This window comes from Niabella terrae (genome assembly GCF_054783135.1).
In genome coordinates this window covers 590,047-611,724 of record NZ_BAAGRD010000008.1, presented here as the reverse complement: position 1 = coordinate 611,724, position 21,678 = coordinate 590,047, and the positions used below count along the sequence as shown (strand labels likewise).

The following is a 21,678-nucleotide window of genomic DNA, read 5'->3' as shown; positions in this document are numbered from 1 at the left end:
TGACTGCCAGAACAGGTTTTTCTGAGCGCTTTTATCCCTACTGGCCCCTTACGGATCCACGGCTTCCGCCCGGTCCCCTGCTGCCGCGGTTTTCCGGTGCTCTTTCTGAACGCCGCATATCCCGCCTTTCAGAATCGCGTTCTCCTGATTCCGCCCTTCTGCCACTCCGGCCACGCCCACCGCCGAACTGACGCGGATAATAAGACAGGGTGACCATGAAAAACTGCTGAAGTCCGCTGGTTACGGTAGTAGACACATTATCCAGGCTGCTGGAACTGCTGATATTCTTATACTGACCCAGAATGTCCATAGCCGACAACTTCACTTCCGCCTGTTTGGAAGACAGGAAACGGTAAGTCGCAAAAGCATTCCAGAGTGCTGAGGTTTCTCCGGTCGTTGAATTTTTGACATAATTCATGGAATTGCTGATCATCAAATCCCGGAAAGGATTGATATTCAGATTTCCCTGGGTAATATAATTACTGGTTTTCAGATTCCGCATCTGGCCGGTGGACTGGGTACTGGCGCTGGTATTAACTGACTGGGCCAGTTCGATATTGCCGATATCGCCCAGGGTGTAAAACAGGCTGACCCGATTGGTCATATTATTGGCCCGGGAATTCGTGAAAACACTATCAATATAATTGGGAGAAACCGTCTTGGCCAGGGTAATGGCGTAATTGAACTGCAATACCTTATTCTTGGGTAATTTAAAAGAGGTCTTCATATTGAAACCGCCATTATACACTTTGCGGCCGTCCCGGTTGATCAGGTAAGTAGTCCGCCGGGCTTCTTTATCGTAAAAGCTACTGTCCACAATAGCCCCTTTCACGTCGTTGATGCCGCCATTCAGGTTAAAGCTGTAGTCGGTATTCCTGGAGCCTTGTTCCCGGCGATAGCTGAAATTAAAATCCAGGCTGTTGGTGGTGTAAGGTTGCAGGTTGGGATTTCCCAGGTTGATATTATATTGATTGATGCTGTCGACAATCGGTCGCAATTGATTGATGGTAGGTATGGAAGGGGTACTGTTACCCGAAAGGCCCATAGCAATAGTATACTGGTTGTATTTCTGGTAGTGATACGATACCGAAGCAGAAGGCATAAAAAAGCTGAAGTTGCGGTTCAGGTTTCGGTAGGCGAAGTTGGAACTGTTTTTTTCCGACATGATTCGTCCCTGAAGGTTGGCCGTTACGTTAATATAGCGGTTGAACCGGTCGGAAAGCCGTTTCCTGAAATTTTTGGACAGCCGCAGGGACGGCCGGTCCTCGAAACGGGTAATTTCGTTGAAGTTCGTCAATGTATCATTTCGCAGGTAATTGCCGGTCAGGGAATCATAATCACTGACCAGGGCATCTGAAGTGTTTTTGGAATGGCTGATGCGATTGCTCAGGACCATATTGATATTCCACAAATTAAAATTGCCGAAGAGCAGGCGTTTCAGCGCATTGTAATTCATATTCAGGGAATTGCTGAAACTGGAAGACGTGTTGTTGTATATCCGGTCGTAGGAACGATTGCGTGCTGCATTCTCATACGATACAAAATCACTGACGGTATGTGAATTGTTTTCGGAATTGCCGTAATCCAGGTTGTAATTAATGCCAAAACTTTTCAGGTTTCGATCATCATCATCCTTATTGCGGAAAGAAGCATTCAGCCCGAAGTTATTGCTTTGATTGTTAGAGGTGGAGCCGGAAGTATTCTCACTGACCAGACCCGCGCCTTCCCGCTCCTGCTGTGCTTTGCTGCTGTTATTGCCTGTGCTACTGGCGCTGCTGATATTGGCCCCCAGTGACAGGTCCTTGTCGCCATCCCGTTTATTGTAACTGACACTACCGCTGTGATTGTCAGACTGGGACAGATTCTGCCGCTCGGAATGTTCAAGGATCACATCATCCGTGGTGGCCTTTCTGGCATCGGTTGAGGAACTCACATCGCCTCGTTTATTGGTAAAAGTGTAATTGGCCCTGAGCTGGTTATTGAAACGACTGTTGGTGGTCTCAGAAAAATCGTACTGCATATTACCGCCCAGGGTCAGTATCCTATTAATACCTGAGCTGCCGAAGTTGGCAACATATTTATTATTGGGATTATAGTTACGGTAAGTACCCTGCCGGAACATTTCCTGAAGTCCGGCGGTTTTATTGATATTATTGATGCTGGCAGCAATGCCCCCGCGTAGTTTTTCACGATAGCCGAGTGCCGAGGCATCCGCTTCAAAGCGACGGTCGGTACCCAGTCCGCCCCCCAGTTTACCGAAAAACCCTTTCTTCTTATCCGCCCTCAGTTTGATATTCATTGTCAGCAGGGAATCCTCCGGATTGTCATCAATATTATCCTTGGAATAATCCTCTTCGCTGTAGACCTGAATCTTTTCAATTGCTTTCTTGGGCAGGTTCTGGGTAGCAATAGCCGGATCCGACCCGAAAAAGGGTTTGCCGTCCACATATACATTATTTACTGTCTTACCGTTGACGGTTATGGTACCATCGCCCCACATCGTTACACCGGGTACACGGCGCAACATATCTTCCACTACGGCATTTGAATCCAGCTTAAAAGCCCCGGGATTGATTTCCAGGGTATCACCATTCATGGTCACCGGCACCACTGCCTGTACAACCACTTCCTCCATCATGCCCTGCTTCTTACCCATCCGGACGGTATTGAAATTAAACCCGGGATGGGTGCTGTCCAGGGTAAGGGCCCTGGAATAGACCTGGTAACCAGTGAAAGAAAAATTAAAAATAAATGGCGTATTCAACGGGATCGATGAAAAGGAAAACGATCCGTCCTCTCCGGAAATCTGATAATTCACCAGACTTGAATCAGCTTTCTTATAAACCGTAATGGTTACCGACTGCAGGCCATAATCATCTGCCGAGTCTTTAACGATACCGCTCACAGTACCCATTACCAGACTATCTTTCTGCGCTGATGCCACCAGCGAGCAGCAACAACAGATCAGCAATACCGGTAAATATCTCATCATTCGATCGTTGTTTTAGGCTGTAACCGAATAATTACCGGATTGGCATTTCGATCATTGTTTTCAAAATAAGATTTCATTGCCTCGGAGTATTGAGGGCTTCTTCTTTCGGTGGCATCCCGGGTCCGGAACATACTGGAAGAAGATACACTGCTGTACAGATACTCCTCATCGGCATACAGTATACTGCCGGCCAGCGCAGGCAGATAGGCATTGCTGCTGTCGGGACTGATCTTACCGGTATTGTAGAACCGTCCTTTGGCTTCCTCAAACATAAAATTCCTTTCCCGCCAGCTCCGGCGGTAATCCAGGGAGAAGAACAGGAGACCTTTTATCCGGAACACCTTTTCGATTGACCAGACAAAACTGCCGTTCTCCGTGCGGAACTGTTCAAAATCATTGCTGCTTTTGAAGCCGGCATAAAAAGTCTTTGGCAGGGAATATTCCAGGGGCATTACCAGTGAATACCGCAAATGAACACTGTCCCTGGTTAATTCATATATATCGTATTTGTAGGGTCGGGTGAACAGTACCTGATCGGTCGTTGCAGTAGGAAAAAAACTCAACTGTGCCGATTTATAGTAGAGGGTATCGCTTTTTTTATTGTAGGGGAAATAATTGCGGATGGTCGTCCGACCGTCATATACATTCAGTTCATATCCGACCCGGTCTTCTGCCCTGCGGTCTGCACTCATAAAACTATAGGCCCAGTTTCCTGCATCAAGCAGGGTCGGATTGACCAGTGCCAGACTGAAGTCTTTCAATTCCTCGACCTGTTCACGGCGTACGTCAGCGAGATCGTAATAACCCGCCCATACAAAGCGGGCAAATGATTTATTGGTCGGATCCATCATCATCTTCTCGACCTCCTTTTCCGAAAAGCTAAAATGCTTGTTTTTTCCAGATATAAACAGGGCGTTCCGGTTTTTAGCCAATTGTATATTGCCGATTTCACATTTGGCCGGCCGGTACTTTTTAATAAAGCGGCCGCTTTTATCAAAAAAATAAATGGAATTCGTGTCGCCGTCCCAGATGATGTAATACTGATCCGATACGACCAGTTCCCGGATTCGGCCGAATAGGCTTTTCTTCGTTGTTTCCAGGGGAATATAGCTGATTTCATCAAAAACTTTTGAGACCGGAGCGCCGATCGCAAAAGAGGGCTGAAAATACAGGTTTTGGGCCTCCTGTCCGTTCAGGACATAAGCAATCATCAAACACAGCACCAGTGCCAAGTTTCTCATAACTCCTTTTGACGTTTTGTTGATTGTTTCCTTGCAAAATTTTCCAGGAAATTTTAAACAAATCCGCTCAAAAGCAAGGACCCACTGTAGAAACAGCGGGCCGAATAAATGATTGCCAAAATTTTTGAATTTCGATTAAACCTTTGTCGATTCGTATAGTCTTCTAAGGTTTACCGTTAAATGTATAGCTCAGGGTAATGCCATAGGTGCGCGGATCACCCAGAACCCCTGCATAATGACCTGCATTACCACCGGCAGCCAGCAATTGCTCATAATAATCCTTATCCAGAATATTGCGGGCCCAAACGAAGAGGCTTAAAGCCCGGGCTGCCTTGAAGCCCGTACGGGCATTCAGGATACCATAACCGGGGACATTCAGCACGGAGGAGGGCGTCGCACTTGAAGAAAATTCTGAACGGGCGAAGAATTCCGTGGCGATAAAGAAATGGGTGGGCCGGCCGAACAGCACAGCAGGGCGGGTATACTCGCCACCCAGGGTTCCGGTCCATTTGGAAATCCCCGGCAGCCGGCCTCCTGAAATATCCTTATACGCCACCTGAACCCCATCGATGGTATTGCCGGTTTCTTCCAGCGGCAGGGGGGCATTGGTAAACTTCACATATTTACCTAGGGTATAGGAAAGCGCCCCATAGAAATTGAAATGAAAGCCCGCCTGATAACTGGCGTCCAATTCGGCGCCCCGCACCTGCACACGGTCGGCATTGGCCAGGTAGCCGCGGTTGACACCGAGTTCAGCGGACTGTACATTGGTCTGGTAATCCTTAATATCATAATTATAGACACTGAGATTCAGGCTCAGTTCATTCGTGGGATTGGTTTTGATGCCTGCTTCCAGGTACCGGGTATACTCAGGTTTGATCACCGCCAGATCCAGCGCCGCTTCACCATCCACCGTGGGCAACCCACTGACATTGACCCCTACCGGCTTATAACTGGTGGAATAGGTCAGAAAGGCATTGACACTACGGCTGGGCCGATAGGCCAGGGTAAGTAAATAAGTGATATTGCGTTCTGACGCATCGGTAGCATAGGACTGGTTCCTGTAGACCGCATTCTTGAGTGCCAGCAGATCGGGATCCGAGGTTTCCAGACCACCATAGGTTTGGCGGTTATAATCCACCTGCTTTTCATCATAATTCAGACGGATGCCGGGCAGTACATGCAGATGGTCGACCAGTTCCCAGTCAATATTGGCAAACACCGCGGCTGACTTGGAACGGATCGACGACTGGGTATGTATGCCATAACCTTCAAACAGCCCCGGTGTCTTCCAGAGTTCCGATTCAGAATTCTGAGAGAAACGCCACTGATCCTTTCCGGATTCTTCGGTGCCATCGGTGGTTACTTCCTGACCAATATAGTAAATACCCAGGACGCCGCTCAACCGGTCATTGAGCTGTCCCGCATATCGGATTTCCTGAGAAATACTCCGGTGCTCGGAGGGGTTCTGGGATTTGGCCAGCGCTTCCAGTCCGGTAAAATCCCGGTCATTGGAAGGTCCCCATTTCCAATACCGCCAGGCGGTAGTAGCCGTCAGGGTCCCCGGGCCAATTTTACTGTCGATATTCAGGGTTGCGCCGCCCAGTTCATTTTCTGAGTTCCAGGGTGTATCGTGATCGATGACACGGTCGAAGGCATTGCGGGAAGGCAACTGATAATTCAGATCGGAAATAATGTTATCAAACTGGCGGTAAGCCGCCCTTTTGGTGGTCACTACCCCTGCCACAACCTGTGCATATCCATTAGGGGCCTGTTTATTGAAATCCCCTGCTAGTGAAACTGAGGTACGATCGGTAAGATGATAAAGCAGTTGCGCCCGCAGGCCCAGATTGTTGATGTCGTTCACATCTTTCAGACGGCGTTCATTGTAAAGTACACCGTCCCGCTGGGTACCGGAAAAGGAGAGCCGCGCCGCCAGTTTTTGGCTAATGGGTCCGGTTACGGTGGCTTTTGCCTGAATATAACCGTAATTCCCAAAGCTGGTTTCCAGGGTGCCGGAGGGAATAAAGGAAGGCTTCTTGGTTGTAATATTAACAGCGCCGGCAGAGGTATTTTTGCCAAAGAGCGTGCCCTGGGGCCCCCGCAGCACTTCGAATCGTTCAATATCTACAAAATCAAAAACTGCTGCTGCCGGCCGGGCATAGTAGACGCCGTCCACATAGTATCCCACACCGGGGTCCAAACCATCATTGGTCAGTCCGTAGGGTGATCCCAGTCCGCGGATGTTCACGCCGGTATTCCGTGGATTGGAAGAATACAATTGTAGCGAAGGAATCAATTCCTTGACCCGGTTGACATTAAAGGCGCCGGCTTCATTCAGCTTCTTACTGCTGATTACAGACACGGAAATGGGCACTTCCTGCAACAGTTCCTGTCTTCTTCTGGAAGTAATGACAACAGTGTCCACCTGAAACAGGGGTACCAGCCGGATGTATAAACTGTCAGTAAGTTTTCGAACCACGATATTCCGCGGGTTATAGCCCACTGAAGAAACGGCCAGGGTGAACGGGGTCTCGGGTACCTGGTCGAGCCCGAAAGCCCCCAGGGAATCCGAAACCGTGCCGGTTGTCGTTCCACGAATCTGAACACTGGCACCGGGCAAGGCTTCATTATTGTCATTGATGACACGGCCTTTTAATTGCGCAGTCGCACCGAAAGGCAGGGCCGCCAGCAGGATCAGCACTGCTGAATAGATGATCGATTTATTGATGGACATAGTTAAATGGTTTTCTAATGTGAAGAATTTCAATTACCGGTACTGCGAGCTATCTGGACATATAAATCCCCTGAAGCCTGCCGGCCTTTAGTTACTCTACTATTTTTGTAGACTATAAAATTAAAAAATAAGGCTTATGGATTTGCTAATCCACAACATCGTACATCGGTGATGGACATTTCATCTGAGGGCAACGGCCGGTAACAGGAGTTATATAATTGAATATTCATGATCGGAAAAAATGCAATACTAAGTAAATTTTATTAGTCTACCAAATTAGTAGGTTTCAATTTTATAAATAAGCATTGACGGACCTGGTCATTCAGGTATTGAAAGGGCGCTTCGGAAGACTTATAGCATTTTGATCAGGATGCGCAGGCTCCAGACAATGACCAGCAGCCCAACCAGTATAAAGGAAGTTTTTCGGGGAAGTTTACCCGTCAGTTTGGCCGCCAGTGGTGCCGCAATCAGGCCGCCCAGGATCAGTCCCAGTATGGTCTGCCAATGGCTGACACCCAACAGTACAAAAAAAGTAAAGGCACTGGACAGCGTAACGAAAAACTCTGTCAGACTTACCGACCCGATTACATACCGGGGACTGCGTCCCTTGGTGATCAGGGTGGTCGTTACAATGGGGCCCCAGCCACCACCACCGAAGGAATCAAAGAAGCCACCGGCACCAGCCAGGGCACGATAATGTTTAAATTTCTTTTTGGCAATCTGTTTGCGAAAAGCGCTGATCAAAATCTTTATGCCTAGAAAAAGGGTATAACTGGCCAGCAATGGTCTCACCCAATCGCTGTATTTTTCCCCCAGATAGACCAATAACAAGGCCCCCGCAATCGCACCAATCACACCGGGAATCAACAGGGTTTTGAAAAGTTTTTTATTGACATTGCCGAACTTGTAATGGCTGTAACCCGAGGCACCACTGGCAAACATTTCAGCCGTGTGTATGCTGCCGCTGATCGCTGCCGGACTCACCCCGGCGGAAAGCAGAATCGTAGCACTGGTGACGCCATAGCCCATACCCAGTGCACCATCCACCATCTGGGCAAAGAATCCTGCAGCCAGCATCACCAGAAAAGAACTGCCCAGGCTGTCATACAGTTCAACCGCCGTCGTTTTTATGGAATCGACAGGCAGGTAGGAAAATATAAAATGACCGATCAGCATCAGCGCGAAAACCAGAAGCGCATAAGATGCAATCCGTCGGTAGGAAAGCGATTTCTCTTTATTGTCTTTCTGTACCAGGGCGCGGGTAATATTATTGAGTTTGCGCACCTTATGTTCAAAATCCCCGTGCAGCCGGTCGCGGATGACCTGCATATGATCCAGGGTTTCATCTATATCTTCCGGAATGGCTTCAGAAAGGGTTTCCCGGATTCTTTTGGCAATGGTGGGGGATTTCCCATTGGTAGAAATTGCAATTTTAAGGTTGCCTTTTTTGACAATGGAACCCAGGTAAAAATCGCAAAGGGCAGGTTTATCGGCCACATTGATCAGTTTGCCGCTGGCTTTGGCATCCGTCTGTATCCGGCCGGCCACTTCCAGGTCGTTAACCGCCGCAATGACCAGATCCGACTGGTCGATATCCGTGGCTTCATAAGGCCGTTGCTCCAGCCGGATATTCGGGTGGCTCTGGGCAAAAGTCCGCACCGCATCGGAAATTTCGGTGGCTACCAGCTGTACCTGGGTGGAGGGAGCGTTTTGTATGACTGCCTGCAACTTTTCCAAAGCGATGTTACCACCGCCGATTACCAGCAGCCGCAACTGTTCCAGTTTTACAAAAACCGGAAAAAGGTGGTTGCTGCTTTTTGTTCCCGTCTGTTCGGTTATCGTATTTTCCTTATTCAAATGAAATGGTATTAACTACTGAACCCGATATCTTTTTTTGAACCCGCAAAAATAAGGGAATCAATTTAGTCTATCAAAAATGTAGACTAAATAAATTACCGAAAATAGCGGTCGCCTGACCTATTTTTTAAATATTTTATTCACAGCATCCTTATGGGAAAACTGACTTCTGTCTTCTACCTGACTCTGATTATAAACCAGGGCATTCGGTGGCACATCAAATGTCACCCAGGCGTTACCCCCGATGATCGCGTCTTTACCAATGGTGATACTTCCCAGCAGGGTAGCCCCGGAATAAATCACCACCTGATCTTCAATCACCGGATGCCTCCGGGCCTTTTTTCTGGACCGGGCACCGCCGAGGGCACCAATCGTTACGCCCTGATACATTTTTACCTCATTTCCAATGACCGTGGTTTCGCCGATCACCACACCGGTACCATGGTCGATGAAAAACCGGGAACCGATGACAGCGCCCGGATGAATATCCACACCAGTCTTGCTATGGGCATATTCCGTAAATATGCGGGGCAGTTTTTTGATGCCCTGTTTCCAGATCTGATTGGATATACGGTAAATGGCAATCGCATAGAAGCCCGGGTAGGCCTGCAGGACTTCACTCAGATCCAGGGCCGCGGGATCATTATCCACAAATGCGCCCGCATCCTTTTGCAATTGGTTGTAAATCTCAGGCAGTGCTTCAAAAAATGAAGTAGCTGCTTCCTGGGATTTCTGACCGTCATTGACCACATCATAAATCAGGGTGGCCAGATGGCTCTTCAGGGCATACATCCCCTTTTCCAGATCGCTGGCTTTCTGGTTCACACCGGTTTTGGGAATAAATAATATCCGGAAGATATCATCCACAAACTGATGCGCTAGATCCTTATCAGGTAAAGCGCCAATTGCCGCATTATTCTGGAGCAGTAACTTAATAAATTGCCGGTTGTGCATCATAGTTGTAAGTTTTTGCCAATTGATCTAAAATAAATAAACGCCTGTCTGCACTGCCCGGTTACAGAATCCATTTACGGTAAGAGAAATCACCGAAAGTTTCTTCCACCTGCTTTTCCTTGGTATAGATACCGAAAAGTTCATCCAGGGTGCTCAGAATCTCGTCTTCATTCAGACTGTCTTTAAATTTTGTATTCAGGCGCTGACCCAACCGGTCACCACCGATATGCAGGTTATAGCGTCCCAACGAAGTACCCACGAAACCGATCTCGGCATTCGGGGAACGTCCACAGCCATTCGGGCATCCTGTCATGCGTACCACCAGATCATCATCCTGCATCTGGTGCTTGACCAGCAGCGGTTCAATCTTGGACAACAGGGTTGGTAGATAACGCTGGGCTTCTGCCATGGCCAGCGGGCAGGTATTCAGGGCGACACAGGCGATGGCATTCTTGCGAATCGCACTGGCATTTTCGGTATGTTCAATAATACCGTACTGCCGGAGCAGGGATTCCACTGCCGGTTTATCTGCGGGTTGAATATCGGCCAGGATCAGGTTCTGATTGGTCGTAAAATGAAAATTATTGATCCCCAGTTCGGCGAGCTTATACAGCCCTTCCTTCAGTTTCAGGGTCCGGGTATCCAGTACACGGCCGTTTTCCACAAATACGGTATAATGCCAGTTGCCCTTGGCATCTTCCATCCAGCCATAACGGTCCTGCCGGAGCGTAAAGTTAAATTCGCGGGGCGCTTCCAATTGGATACCACTGCGCCGCTCCACTTCCTCCCTGTACCGGTCAACGCCCATTTTATCAATGGTGTATTTCAAACGAGCCTGTTTCCGGTCACTGCGGTTACCAAAATCCCGCTGTACCGTCATAATCTCGTATATAACTTTCAGGATTTTCTGTTCGTCGTTGGGCACAAAACCAAATACACTGGCCAGCCGCGGATAGGTATTCGGATTGCCATGGGTAGATCCCAGACCACCCCCGGCACCTACGTTAAAGCCCAGCAGCTTATTATTTTCGATGATGGCAATCAGGATCACATCGTTGATAAAAATATCCACATCGTTATTCGGTGGAATAGCAATACCCACTTTCAGTTTACGAGGGAAATATTTGTCTTTATACAATGGATCATCTTCGGTCTTCTCACTGATCTTCTCCTGGTCCAGCCAGATTTCATACCAGGCCCTGGTTTTGGGCTTGGCCATTTCACTGATCAGGGAAGCGTAGCGGAATACCTCATCATAGATAGGCGATTCTCCTGGATTGGCGGTACAGCAGACATTTCTGTTTACATCACCACAGGTAGCAATCGAGTCCAGGCCTTCGGTATTAAAGGAACTGATCATCGGTTTGATATGCGATTTCAGAATGCCATGTAGCTGGATGGTCTGACGGGTGGTAATCTTGATCACACCGGTCGCGTGCTTTCCGGCCACATCATGCAGGGTCAGCCACTGACGGGGCGTCAGTACGCCACCCGGAAGCCGAAGCCGCAGCATGAATGAAAACAGCCTTTCGAGTTTCTTGGCACTGCGTTCTTCCCGACGATCGCGATCGTCCTGCTGGTACATGCCGTGAAATTTTACCAGCGACTGATCGTCCTCACGGATGGATCCGGTATGGCTGTCCTGCAGGCTTTCTTTCAAAGTGCCCCTCAGACCGTTACTGGCGATTTTAATTTTCTCTGTTGATGATAAATTGGGTAATTCGCTCATGGACTCCTCCCCGGCCCCCCTTTTACGGCAGGTGCCTTGGTTTTATTTTTTAATGTTATTTAATAGTTATCTTCAATTCAGACCTGATTGCTGCAGCCCTGCTTCGTAATATTTTTTGATTAATATACGTCTTTTTCCCAACGTCCTTCTTCAATCAGCTTTTCCAGGTATTCCGTGGCTGCCTGTTCGGTTTTACCACCGTGTTCCATAAATATGGAAACCAGCGTCTTTTCCACATCCTTGCTGGTTGGTTCCCTTTTGCCACTGATATACATATAGGCCCCATTCCTGATCCATTTATACAATTCAGCGCCTTTTTCCTTCATACGGTGCTGTACATAAATTTTTTCCTGCTGATCTCTCGAAAAAGCCAGGTCCAGATTGGTCAGGACGCCGGTTTCCAGATAATCCTGCATTTCAGTCTGATAAAGAAAATCCGATAAAAAATGCTGTTCGCCAAAGAAGAGCCAGTTCTTTCCAGATCCGCCAAGCGCGTCCCTTTCCGCGATAAAGGAGCGGAAAGGAGCCACACCGGTACCAGGTCCGATCATGATGACATCCTTTTCTGCGGGCGGCAGCCGGAAATGTTTTTGTTTCTGAATAAAGAATTCGATTTCGGTATCCACCTCAGCTTCTGAAAAATATTCACTGCAGACACCAATTCTTTTCTCCTCTTTCACATAAAACTCATCCTTGCTGACCGTGATATGTACTTCGTTGGTACCATGGCTGGCCGGTGACGAAGAGATCGAATACAAACGGGGTGCCTGTGTGGTCAGTATTTTAAGTACTTCTTCAAACATGGCTGCATCTTTTACCGGATAGGCTTTGAGCAAATCCGGCAGGCTCATGCGTGTGTCGGCTGCAATTTCATGACCGGTAATCTGACCGTATTGCTGTATCGTGGATTTCAGGGGATATACGACATTGAGGTGCCGGCGTAACAATTCCTCTACCGGTGCTTTTATCCGTGCTGTTTGCAACTCGATCCGGGGATCAATCTTGGTCAGTTGCAGGATTTCATTAACCACGGCATTGCAGTTGGGGGGAATCAGTCCCAGCGCATCTCCCGGTTCATAGTCCAGCTCCTCATCAGTGCTGATTTCCAGATGGTAGGTTTCTTTATTGCTGCCGCGGTCATTCAGGTTAATACTGGTTACGATCCGACCTTTATACTGTTTTTTGCCAGCGGGTTTGCCGGAAGCTGTTTTCTGGCCGCCTTTGACAGAAACAGCAACGGTACCGGTGCTGGTCTTCAGTGCGGTAGCCACATTATCGATCCAGTGCTGGGCATCTTCCTCATAATCCACATCACATTTTTTAAGCGGCAGGATCCGCTGGGCACCCAGCACTTCCAGCCGGGCATCCACGTCTTCCCCGGTTTTACAGAACTGGGCATAGGAACTGTCTCCCAGGGCCAGTACCCCGAACTTCATGCGCTTCAGGTCGATAGCAGATTCATGAATATGGTCATAAAACTTTTTCGCCAGCAGTGGTGGTTCCCCTTCACCCTGGGTACTGATGACGACGAAGAAATGTTCTTCCTTGGCCAGGTCGCTGAACCGGTACTGGTCCAGACCGGCCAGTTTGACCGTGATCCCTTTCTTCTTGGCAATGCCGGCCAGCTGCGTGGCCAGTTTCTTGGCATTGCCGGTTTCGGTTCCATATACCAGGGTGATCTTTACGGGTACAGCACCAGTGGTGCCGTTCGTGGATGCGCCCTGCAATACGCCCGCCTGGCCGGCGATGAAGCCATTCAGCCAGATGAGTTCCTCCCGGGACAGCGAGGAGGTAAATTCTTTGATTTTGTGCAGCTTATCTTCAGATAACATGCTTGATTGATTTATTGGATTCGTTAATATCAGGATATTCAGTCCCTACCGGCGTAAAATAATCCTGCAAATGATCGCTGTTTTTCAGCCATTGGAACTGGCGGTGCAGTGCTACGACTTTACCGATGATGACAAGGGAAGGAGATTTGAACTGCTTTCCTTTCAACTGTTGGTCATACGCATAAACCGGACATTCATAAACATGCTGGTAACAGGTGGTGGCCTGCTGGACCACCGCTATATGTACTGCCGGATCCACACCATGTTCACAGAGTCGGGCGACGAGTTCGTCCAGTCGACCTGAAGACATATAAAAGACCAGGGTATCCGAGGTAGCGGCCAGGTCTTTCCACTGGTCGGTCGTCAGTATATCTGATTTATAGTAGGTCAGGAAGCGTACCGATGTAGCGTAACCCCGGGCAGTAAGCGGGATTCCACTGTAAGCTGCGGCGCCCAGGGATGCCGTAACGCCGGGAATGAGCTCATAAGGAATGCGGTTGGCGATCAGGGCTTCCAGCTCATCCAACACGTTGGAAAAAATGGAAACGTCACCGCCTTTCAAACGTACAACCCGTTTACCTTCAAGTGCGTATTTTACCAACAGATCATTGATGACCCGTTGGGGTGTGGAAACCTGCCGGCTGCATTGCTTGCCTACCCGGATCACGGTGGCCTCCGCACTGACATAGCGATGCAGGATGACTTCGCTGACCAGACGGTCGATCAGTACGACCTCCGCCTGCCGGAGTGCATCCGCGGCCTTTACGGTGATCAGGTCCGGATCTCCCGGTCCTGCGGCGGCCAGTATTACTTTTCCGGCCTTTCCGGTAGCTGTCTGGGGGTAAGGAATTATCATTTATTGTAGTCTATCTGATTTATAGAATAACATCCGGTACCGTTGCTGTGGCGTATTCATCAGATCTGATTAGTTCAGCAGAACGGCCGCTACGGTACTGTTACTGGTTTCGTCTACCAGAATCGCATTTCCGTAATCCCGAATCTTTTCAAAAGGATCATATACCAGCGGTTGTGCGGTTTTCAACCGGGCTTTCACCACTTCGTTAAGTTTGACCTGACCGCTCACGGGCTCCTGCTCCAGGGTATTGACATCCAGTTTGTATTCGATGTCGCGGATCACGGTGCGCAATACACGGCCCCGGTGTTGCAGAAAATATTTGTTACCCGGTATCAGGGGTTTATTGTCCAGCCAGCAGAGCAGCACTTCAAGTTCACTCTCAACTTGAGGCTGGTTGTCACTGCGGACAAAACTGTCGCCCCGGCTGACATCAATATCGTCTGCAAGATGCAGTACCACGGCCTGGGGTGCAAATGCGCGCTCGACTTCCTGACCGGCAATTTCAATTTTAGCGAGCGTGGTTTCTAAACCGGCAGGTAATATAGTGATACGATCACCTTTCTGGTAAACGCCACTGACGATCTGACCGGCATAGCCGCGGTAGTCATGCAGTTCGGTGGTCTGGGGCCGGATTACATATTGCACCTGGAAGCGGGGATCTTCAAGGTTGATATCCTCATCCAGTTGTACTTCTTCCAGAAACTGGAGGAGCGGACGGTCGGTATACCAGGGCATGTTTTCTGACAACGTAACGATATTATCACCATGTAAGGCGGCAATAGGGAAATAAGTCACCTGCCCCAGGCCCAGTTGTGCGGCTACTTTCTCATAATCTGCCAGGATCTCCTGATAACGCTCCTGGCTGTAATCAACCAGATCCATTTTATTGACGGCAACTACGACATGCGGGATCTTCAGCAGGGAGGCGATGATGGAATGCCGCCGGGTCTGTTCGATCACACCCGCGCGGGCATCGATCAAAATGACGATCAGGCTGGAATTGGAAGCACCGGTGATCATATTCCGGGTATACTGTACGTGACCCGGCGCGTCAGCAATAATAAATTTACGCCTTGGCGTATTGAAATACCGGTAGGCGACATCAATAGTGATACCCTGCTCCCTTTCGGCCCGAAGCCCATCGGTCAGCAATGCCAGGTCGATGCCATCAGCATTCTTATTCTTGGACTGTTTTTCCAGCGCTTCCAGCTGGTCCACCAGTATACTTTTGCTGTCGTATAACAAACGACCGATCAAAGTGCTTTTTCCGTCATCTACGCTGCCTGCGGTGATAAATCTTAAAATATCCATATCTGGTCCCCGAAGGGTTTTGTATTTTTTGTATCAGTGCCGGGGCACTGAGAAAAGTTGAACGATTACTGTAAAGAACCTCCCGTCTGTTCCAAAAGGCGATCGCTTAAAAATAGCCGCCTTTCTTCCGGTCTTCCATAGCCGCCTCGGTCACCCGGTCATCAATACGGGTTTCACCGCGTTCGGAGATCCGGGTCGCCATAATTTCATTGACCACTTCATCCAGCGTTGTAGCACTGGATTCCACGGCTGCGGTACAGGTCATATCGCCGACGGTACGGTAACGGACTTTTTTATTGACGATGACATCGGTATCATCGATCGTGATATAATCGGAAACGGCAATAAACTGTCCTTCGTGCACCACCACATCACGGTCATGGGCAAAATAAATCGAAGGCAACTGAACTGCTTCCTGCTTGATATAGCTCCACACATCCAGTTCGGTCCAGTTACTGATTGGAAAGACCCGGACATTCTCACCCTTGTGGATCCTGCCGTTATAGATATCCCAGAGTTCGGGACGTTGCAGTTTGGGATCCCATTGCCCGAATTCATCCCGCACCGAAAAAATCCGCTCCTTGGCCCGCGCTTTTTCCTCATCCCTTCGGGCGCCACCAATACAGGCATCAAACTTAAATTCTTCAATGGTATCCAGCAGGGTATGGATCTGCAGCCAGTTGCGGCTGGCAAATTTACCTTTGGGTTCGGTGAGGTGTTTGGCTTTGATGGTGTCTTCCACTTTTCTGACGATCAGTTCGGCACCCAGTTCCCGGACCAGACGATCCCTGTATTCCAGGGCCTCCGGGAAATTATGCCCGGTATCGATATGAACAAGTGGAAAAGGAATTTTGCCGGGGGCAAAAGCTTTTTTGGCCAGCTGTACCATCGTAATGGAGTCCTTGCCGCCGCTGAACAGCAGGGCCGGCTTTTCAAACTGGGCCGCTACCTCGCGCATGATAAATATACTTTCCGCTTCAAGTTGCTCCAGATAATCCAGCCTTCTCAGACCGGTATCCTGCGGATGGTTGTTGCTTAAACGCTCACTCATAAATCTGAACTTCTTTTAATGCCAATTGCAACAGCCTCCGGAATGCCGGCTCTGTTGACAATCATTTATTTAGTTGTAATTCTTTAATAACCGGTCATTCCAACAGATGGCTGTTTCCGATTGATTCGGACTTTGTGATCCGTGTCCACAAAGTTCCTATTTTCCTACATGCAGACCGCATTCTTTGTGGGAAATTTCCCACCACCATCTGCCGGCCCTCGCATCCTCGCCCGGTTCTATTGCCCGGGTACATGGAGCGCAGCCTATACTGATAAAACCTTTGTCGTGCAGGGGATTATAAGGGATATCCTGCGCTTTGATAAACGCGATCATCTCCTCATAGGACCAATGGATGAGCGGATTGAACTTATACAGGCCGCGGGATGCATCCCACTCCAGCATTTTCATATCCTTGCGGTTGTCCGATTGCTCGGCCCGCAAACCGGTGATCCAGACGCGGGCACCCTCCAGGGCCCGGTTCAGGGGCTCCACTTTACGAATAAAGCAGCAGGATTTCCGGTTTTCCACCGATTCATAAAAACCGTTTACGCCTTTCTCATTGACATACTGCTCTACAGCAGCCGCCTGAGGAAAATAGACCTGTATGGGTACTTTATAGCGCGCAGTGGTCTTTTCCAGCAATTCGTAATGTTCATTGAACAAACGACCGGTGTCCAGAGTAAATATTTTTACAGGTACTTTAGCTTTTGCGATCGCATAAGTCAATACCTGATCTTCCTGCCCCAGAGAAGTGGAGAAAACCACACCTTCCGGAAAAGCATTGGTTACCAAAACCAGCGCTTCTTCCAGGCTTGCATTTTCTATTTCCTGTATTTGCGTTTCCGAGAACATAAAACGAGTTCATGGCTGATGGTTCATGGTCATTACCAAAGGCCATGAACCACCAACTATTTTAATGAACTTAAAGATTGGGTTGAGGTGTATAACGTAAATAAGGTTTTACGACTTTTACACCTTTAGGGAATTTGCTTTGTGCATCTTCGGTAGAAATGGCCGGAGATACGATAACGTCTTCACCATGCTGCCAGTCAGCGGGCGTAGCCACGCTTTCGTATGCAGTCAGCTGCAGGGAATCCAGTACGCGGAGTACTTCATTGAAATTTCTGCCGGTAGAAGCGGGATAAGTAATGATCAGTTTCACTTTTTTATCCGGGCCGATGATGAACAATGAACGTACGGTAGCTTTTTCTGAAGCATTTGGATGAATCATATCGTACAGGGAAGCGATATTTTTATCCGGATCTGCCAGAATCGGAAATTCTACAGAACAGTTCTGGGTCTCATTGATATCCAGTTTCCAACCCTGATGGCTGTCCAGCGGATCTACACTTACGGCCAGTACCTTAGTATTGCGTTTCGCAAATTCCTCTTTCAGTAAAGCAGTCTTACCCAGTTCGGTGGTACAAACAGGTGTATAGTCTGCAGGGTGGGAAAATAAAATACCCCAGCCCTCGCCTAAAAACTCGTGGAATTTAATTTCTCCTTCTGTTGATTGCGCCGTGAAGTCAGGTGCAATATCTCCTAATCTTAATGACATGTTCAAACAATTTTTAAAAGTTAATAAAACAGTTTACAAAACCTACCAACAAGGTAGACTATTGGCCCAAAAAAAATCGGGGCCGCAATATACTATTTTTTTCCGATAGATTTTTAGTTTATTTTTCAGCAGCCAGGTATCGAACATTTGTTAGCCTGCTGAATTTCAGCCGCTCAGGAGCACGAATTGGCGCTGGTTCCCGGGGATGGACTATATGCAGACGATTATTAAGGGCCAGGAAAGGGAAAGGTGCCGAATAAGATTTTCGCAGGCAGCGGTTGGCTGCTGCGGATCAGTCCCTGAGATCGGCAATGGTCCGATTTTCCAGAATGCCCAGGGTAGCATCCCGGACCTGGATAACCACATCATGCAGGCCGCAGTGTCTTTCATTACAATTTTTACATCTTTCGTAAAAATATAAACTGGCACAGGGCAACATGGCAATCGGTCCATCGATTAGCCGGATGACCCGGGCCAAATCTACGGTGCTGGGGTCCGCTTTAAAGAAATAACCGCCCCCTTTACCTTTTTTACTTTCCAGTATGTCCGCTTTTCTTAATTCCAGCAGAATATTCTCCAGAAATTTCAGCGGGATCTTCTTTTTTTTGGCGATCTCTGAAATCAGGACCGGACCATCATGTTCCTTGTTGGCCAGGTAGCCCAGGGCCTTAAACGCGTATTGAGACTTCTTTGTAAGCATAACAACTGATCTAAGAACAAATTAAGTGAATATTGGTTTATTCCCCGGCCTTTCATTGGCAATTCTTTCAACCGACTACGAATTTAGGGAACTCGTCTGACTATTATGCTTTTCGTTGGTTACTACATTTTCCAGCGACCAGCGGATCCGGCGCTCCAGGGGAAATTTCCGTCTGCTGCAGTCATTTTTGATGCAAATCCGACATTGTAACTCCTCCAGGCAGCCGTCGGTATGGATGAATAATTCCAGGGACTGCCCGTATTGCTGTCGGATCAGTCCCGAAAAAATATCAATTTCCCGATGGGCTTCCCGTGTCGTAAAATACCAGGGAACTGTTAGATGGGCATCCAGATGCAGGATACTGCCGTATTTGATCACCCGGAGGTTATGTATATCAATCCAGTTCGACCGCCTGCGGGCGTCGATAAAAGCTACCATCCCGGTCAACAGGCGGCTGTCGGCTTCATCCATAATGCCGGCTACTGACCGGCGTATGATATGGTAAGACTGATAGATGACGAACAGCGCTACCAGCAGGGCCATCACCGCATCGATCCAGTACAGACCAGTAACATATATCAGGGCCAGGCCCAGCAGAATAGCCAGGGTGGAATAGGTGTCTGTCTGCAGGTGGCGGCCACCGGCTTCGAGCGCCATGGAACGGTTGTTGCGGCCCTGCCGGATGCAAAAACTGCCCAATAAATAATTTACCACAGCGGTGATCGCAATCAGCAACAGTCCCAGATCAATTTTCTGAATGGGCACCGGTTTTATCAGTTTATGCGTCGCCTCGTATAGAATAAAAAGGCCCGCCAGACCCATCAGCACGCCTTCTACAGCTGCGGACAGGAACTCGGCTTTACCATGACCATAGGGATGGTTTTCGTCACGTGGCCGGGCAGCGATATAGAGGCTGTACAGCCCGATCAGCCCGGCAATCACATTGACGATACTTTCCATGGCATCTGTGAGCACCGCCACAGAACCCGTCCACCAGTAGGCCAGGAACTTGATCAGCAGCAGCAGCACCGATACCAGTGCCACCAGAACCTGGGTCCTGAAATTCTGTTGTTGTTCTTTCAATGCCATCAGCTGTCGGTTAAGCCTCAGTGGATTTATTCATTTTTTTAAACAAGCGCCGTTTCAGGCGATTATAGAATTCCTTATTAAACAGGTTGGAATCATGCATGGCTTTATAGGTCAGGAAGATGCCCACGGGAACCAACACAAATGTCGCCAGCCACATACCGGTAAAGGCGCTCATCTGTCCTTCTTTGGCAAGCTTTTCCCCCCGGGTGGAAACAAAATAAAAAACCATAAAAAATACGATGGCAAAGATCAATGGAGAGCCCAGTCCGCCTTTGCGAATGATGGAGCCCAAAGGTGCACCAATCATAAAAAGGACGATGCAGGCGGCGGCCAGCGCGATCTTGCGGTGCCACTCTATTTTGTATTTCTGCAAAGTCTTCTGTTGATCCTCCAGGTAGCTGGCATTCATTTCAATATTGCTTTTCACACTGTTGAGGATACTCAGGGCCCGCTCCCGGACCTGCTGCCGCGCACTGTCCGGCAGGAGGGCGTCAAAGCCATTGGGATCTTTTTTGATGGCTGCGGCTGCGGTTCGGGTGAGGCTATCGGCGGCTTTTTTAGCGGTATCGGCCAGCAGGCTGGTTTTCCGGCTGGTATCGGCAGGGGCCTTCCGGCTGCTGTCTCCGTCATGAAGCGTCGTATCCGAAGCCGCTTTTTCGGCATTGTTCAGGCTGTCAGGCCGCAATCCCTGCAGGGCAATCCGGCTGCTGTCGGCCTGGGCCAGGCTATCTCTTCCATCCCTGGCTGTGTCGGTGCCGGGCTTTTGAACGGCAGCGACCGAGTCCTTGTGGCTGCTATCGGCTAGCAGGTAATCGGCCCGATTCTTTTTAAAATTCAGCACAGAGTCCGGCAGGGCCTTATCATTCGGCACACTGTCCTTGTAAACCAGCATGCTCAGTCCGCCCAGCAGGTTACCTGAATAGCGTTTGCGTGCTTCCTGATATTCCCGGCTCATCGAGTCAATGGCCACATTGAGCTGGCGCATATTGTACATTTTCTCGTTCACGTTGGAACTGTCATCTGATTTACGAACCTGAAAAGAGCTGATATCCAGCTGCATTTTATATTCCTTAAAACCCAGCCGGATGTATTCGGTCGAGGAGTCCGATCGGTTGCCCCGTTCCTGATAACGCCAGCCATTCTTGAAAACCACATCCAGGAACCGCTTATCGGGCGAAGGTTTCATCACCCCGTCCCGGGCAATGATAAAATTATCCTGAAGGTTATTATTGCTGTTTTCATAAACGATGACGTCGCGAATGATACTGTCATTGGCTTCCTTTTTCCCGATTTTAATGGCAAATTTGTCGATGCCGTCGAAAAAGACGCCTTCCTTGATGGCAAAAGCAGGTTTGGACAATACGATATCGCCCAGCAGGGTACGGGATTTCAGGGTGGCTACCGGTATCACATAATTGGAAAACAGAAAAGCCCCCAGGCTGATCAGCACGGTAACCAGAAACAGGGGCCGCATAAAGCGCAGCAGGGAAATACCCGCCGATTTGATGGCGACCAGTTCAAAGCTTTCCCCCAGGTTGCCAAAAGTCATTAGTGAGGAAAGTAATACCGAGAGCGGCAGGGCCAGGGGAATCAGTACGGCACTCTGGTACCAGATAAATTTCATAATCGTCCCTGCATCCAGGCCCTTGCCCACAAAATCATCGATCCAGAGCCAGAAAAACTGCATTACCAGCACAAAGAGGGTAATGAAAAAAGTGGCCACAAAAGGGCCAAAAAAAGCTTTAATGATCAGTTTGTCTAACTTCTTCAA

At 48.8% G+C, this 21,678-nt stretch carries 15 protein-coding genes; all 15 read right to left on the bottom strand.

The features are described from left to right. Nucleotides 1–37 precede the first annotated feature (37 nt). Nucleotides 38–2,992, bottom strand: coding sequence for an outer membrane beta-barrel protein (locus ACYVI9_RS10815; protein ID WP_460764438.1), 2,955 nt, complete (start codon nt 2,990–2,992; stop codon nt 38–40). Beyond that, a complete protein-coding gene (locus tag ACYVI9_RS10810) occupies nt 2,989–4,233 on the bottom strand; it encodes a 6-bladed beta-propeller (RefSeq protein WP_460764436.1) in 1,245 nt (414 codons plus the stop codon). Before ACYVI9_RS10810 ends, ACYVI9_RS10815 begins: the two co-directional genes overlap by 4 nt. Before the next feature lie 163 nt (nt 4,234–4,396). After that, on the bottom strand, nt 4,397–6,970 hold the full coding sequence (locus ACYVI9_RS10805) for a TonB-dependent receptor (RefSeq protein WP_460764434.1): 2,574 nt from the start codon (nt 6,968–6,970) through the stop codon (nt 4,397–4,399). A 351-nt stretch (nt 6,971–7,321) separates the two neighbouring features. After that, nucleotides 7,322–8,827, bottom strand: a complete 1,506-nt coding sequence (locus ACYVI9_RS10800; RefSeq protein WP_460764432.1) for a TSUP family transporter — start codon at nt 8,825–8,827, stop codon at nt 7,322–7,324. Between the two features lie 120 nt (nt 8,828–8,947). Continuing rightward, nucleotides 8,948–9,784 (bottom strand): serine O-acetyltransferase EpsC, encoded by an 837-nt coding sequence (gene epsC / locus ACYVI9_RS10795; RefSeq protein WP_460764430.1) that lies wholly within the window; start codon nt 9,782–9,784, stop codon nt 8,948–8,950. A gap of 58 nt (nt 9,785–9,842) precedes the next feature. After that, on the bottom strand, nt 9,843–11,510 hold the full coding sequence (locus ACYVI9_RS10790) for an NADPH-dependent assimilatory sulfite reductase hemoprotein subunit (protein ID WP_460764428.1): 1,668 nt from the start codon (nt 11,508–11,510) through the stop codon (nt 9,843–9,845). A gap of 119 nt (nt 11,511–11,629) precedes the next feature. Then, entirely contained in the window at nt 11,630–13,342 is a 1,713-nt protein-coding gene (locus tag ACYVI9_RS10785; protein WP_460764426.1) for a diflavin oxidoreductase, read from the bottom strand. Continuing rightward, on the bottom strand, nt 13,332–14,198 hold the full coding sequence (gene cobA, locus ACYVI9_RS10780; protein ID WP_460764424.1) for a uroporphyrinogen-III C-methyltransferase: 867 nt from the start codon (nt 14,196–14,198) through the stop codon (nt 13,332–13,334). The genes ACYVI9_RS10785 and cobA overlap by 11 nt, the downstream gene beginning before the upstream one ends. 69 nt (nt 14,199–14,267) lie before the next feature. After that, complete coding sequence (locus ACYVI9_RS10775; RefSeq protein WP_460764422.1) at nt 14,268–15,509, bottom strand: sulfate adenylyltransferase subunit 1; 1,242 nt, start codon at nt 15,507–15,509, stop codon at nt 14,268–14,270. A gap of 106 nt (nt 15,510–15,615) precedes the next feature. Then, nucleotides 15,616–16,560, bottom strand: a complete 945-nt coding sequence (gene cysD / locus ACYVI9_RS10770) for a sulfate adenylyltransferase subunit CysD (protein ID WP_460764420.1) — start codon at nt 16,558–16,560, stop codon at nt 15,616–15,618. A gap of 156 nt (nt 16,561–16,716) precedes the next feature. Further along, nucleotides 16,717–17,412: a phosphoadenylyl-sulfate reductase gene (locus ACYVI9_RS10765; RefSeq protein WP_460764418.1), complete on the bottom strand. Its 696-nt coding sequence runs from the start codon at nt 17,410–17,412 to the stop codon at nt 16,717–16,719. Nucleotides 17,413–17,482: 70 nt separating this feature from the next. Then, entirely contained in the window at nt 17,483–18,118 is a 636-nt protein-coding gene (locus tag ACYVI9_RS10760; protein ID WP_460764416.1) for a peroxiredoxin, read from the bottom strand. Between the two features lie 292 nt (nt 18,119–18,410). Further along, nucleotides 18,411–18,818 carry an RrF2 family transcriptional regulator gene (locus tag ACYVI9_RS10755; protein ID WP_460764414.1) on the bottom strand — a complete coding sequence of 136 codons (408 nt, stop codon included), beginning with the start codon at nt 18,816–18,818 and terminating at the stop codon, nt 18,411–18,413. 75 nt (nt 18,819–18,893) lie between these two features. Next, complete coding sequence (locus ACYVI9_RS10750) at nt 18,894–19,907, bottom strand: cation diffusion facilitator family transporter (RefSeq protein ID WP_460764412.1); 1,014 nt, start codon at nt 19,905–19,907, stop codon at nt 18,894–18,896. A 10-nt stretch (nt 19,908–19,917) separates the two neighbouring features. After that, the gene (locus tag ACYVI9_RS10745) at nt 19,918–21,678 is read right to left on the bottom strand and encodes an LptF/LptG family permease (protein ID WP_460764410.1); all 1,761 of its coding nucleotides are present in this window, start codon (nt 21,676–21,678) and stop codon (nt 19,918–19,920) included.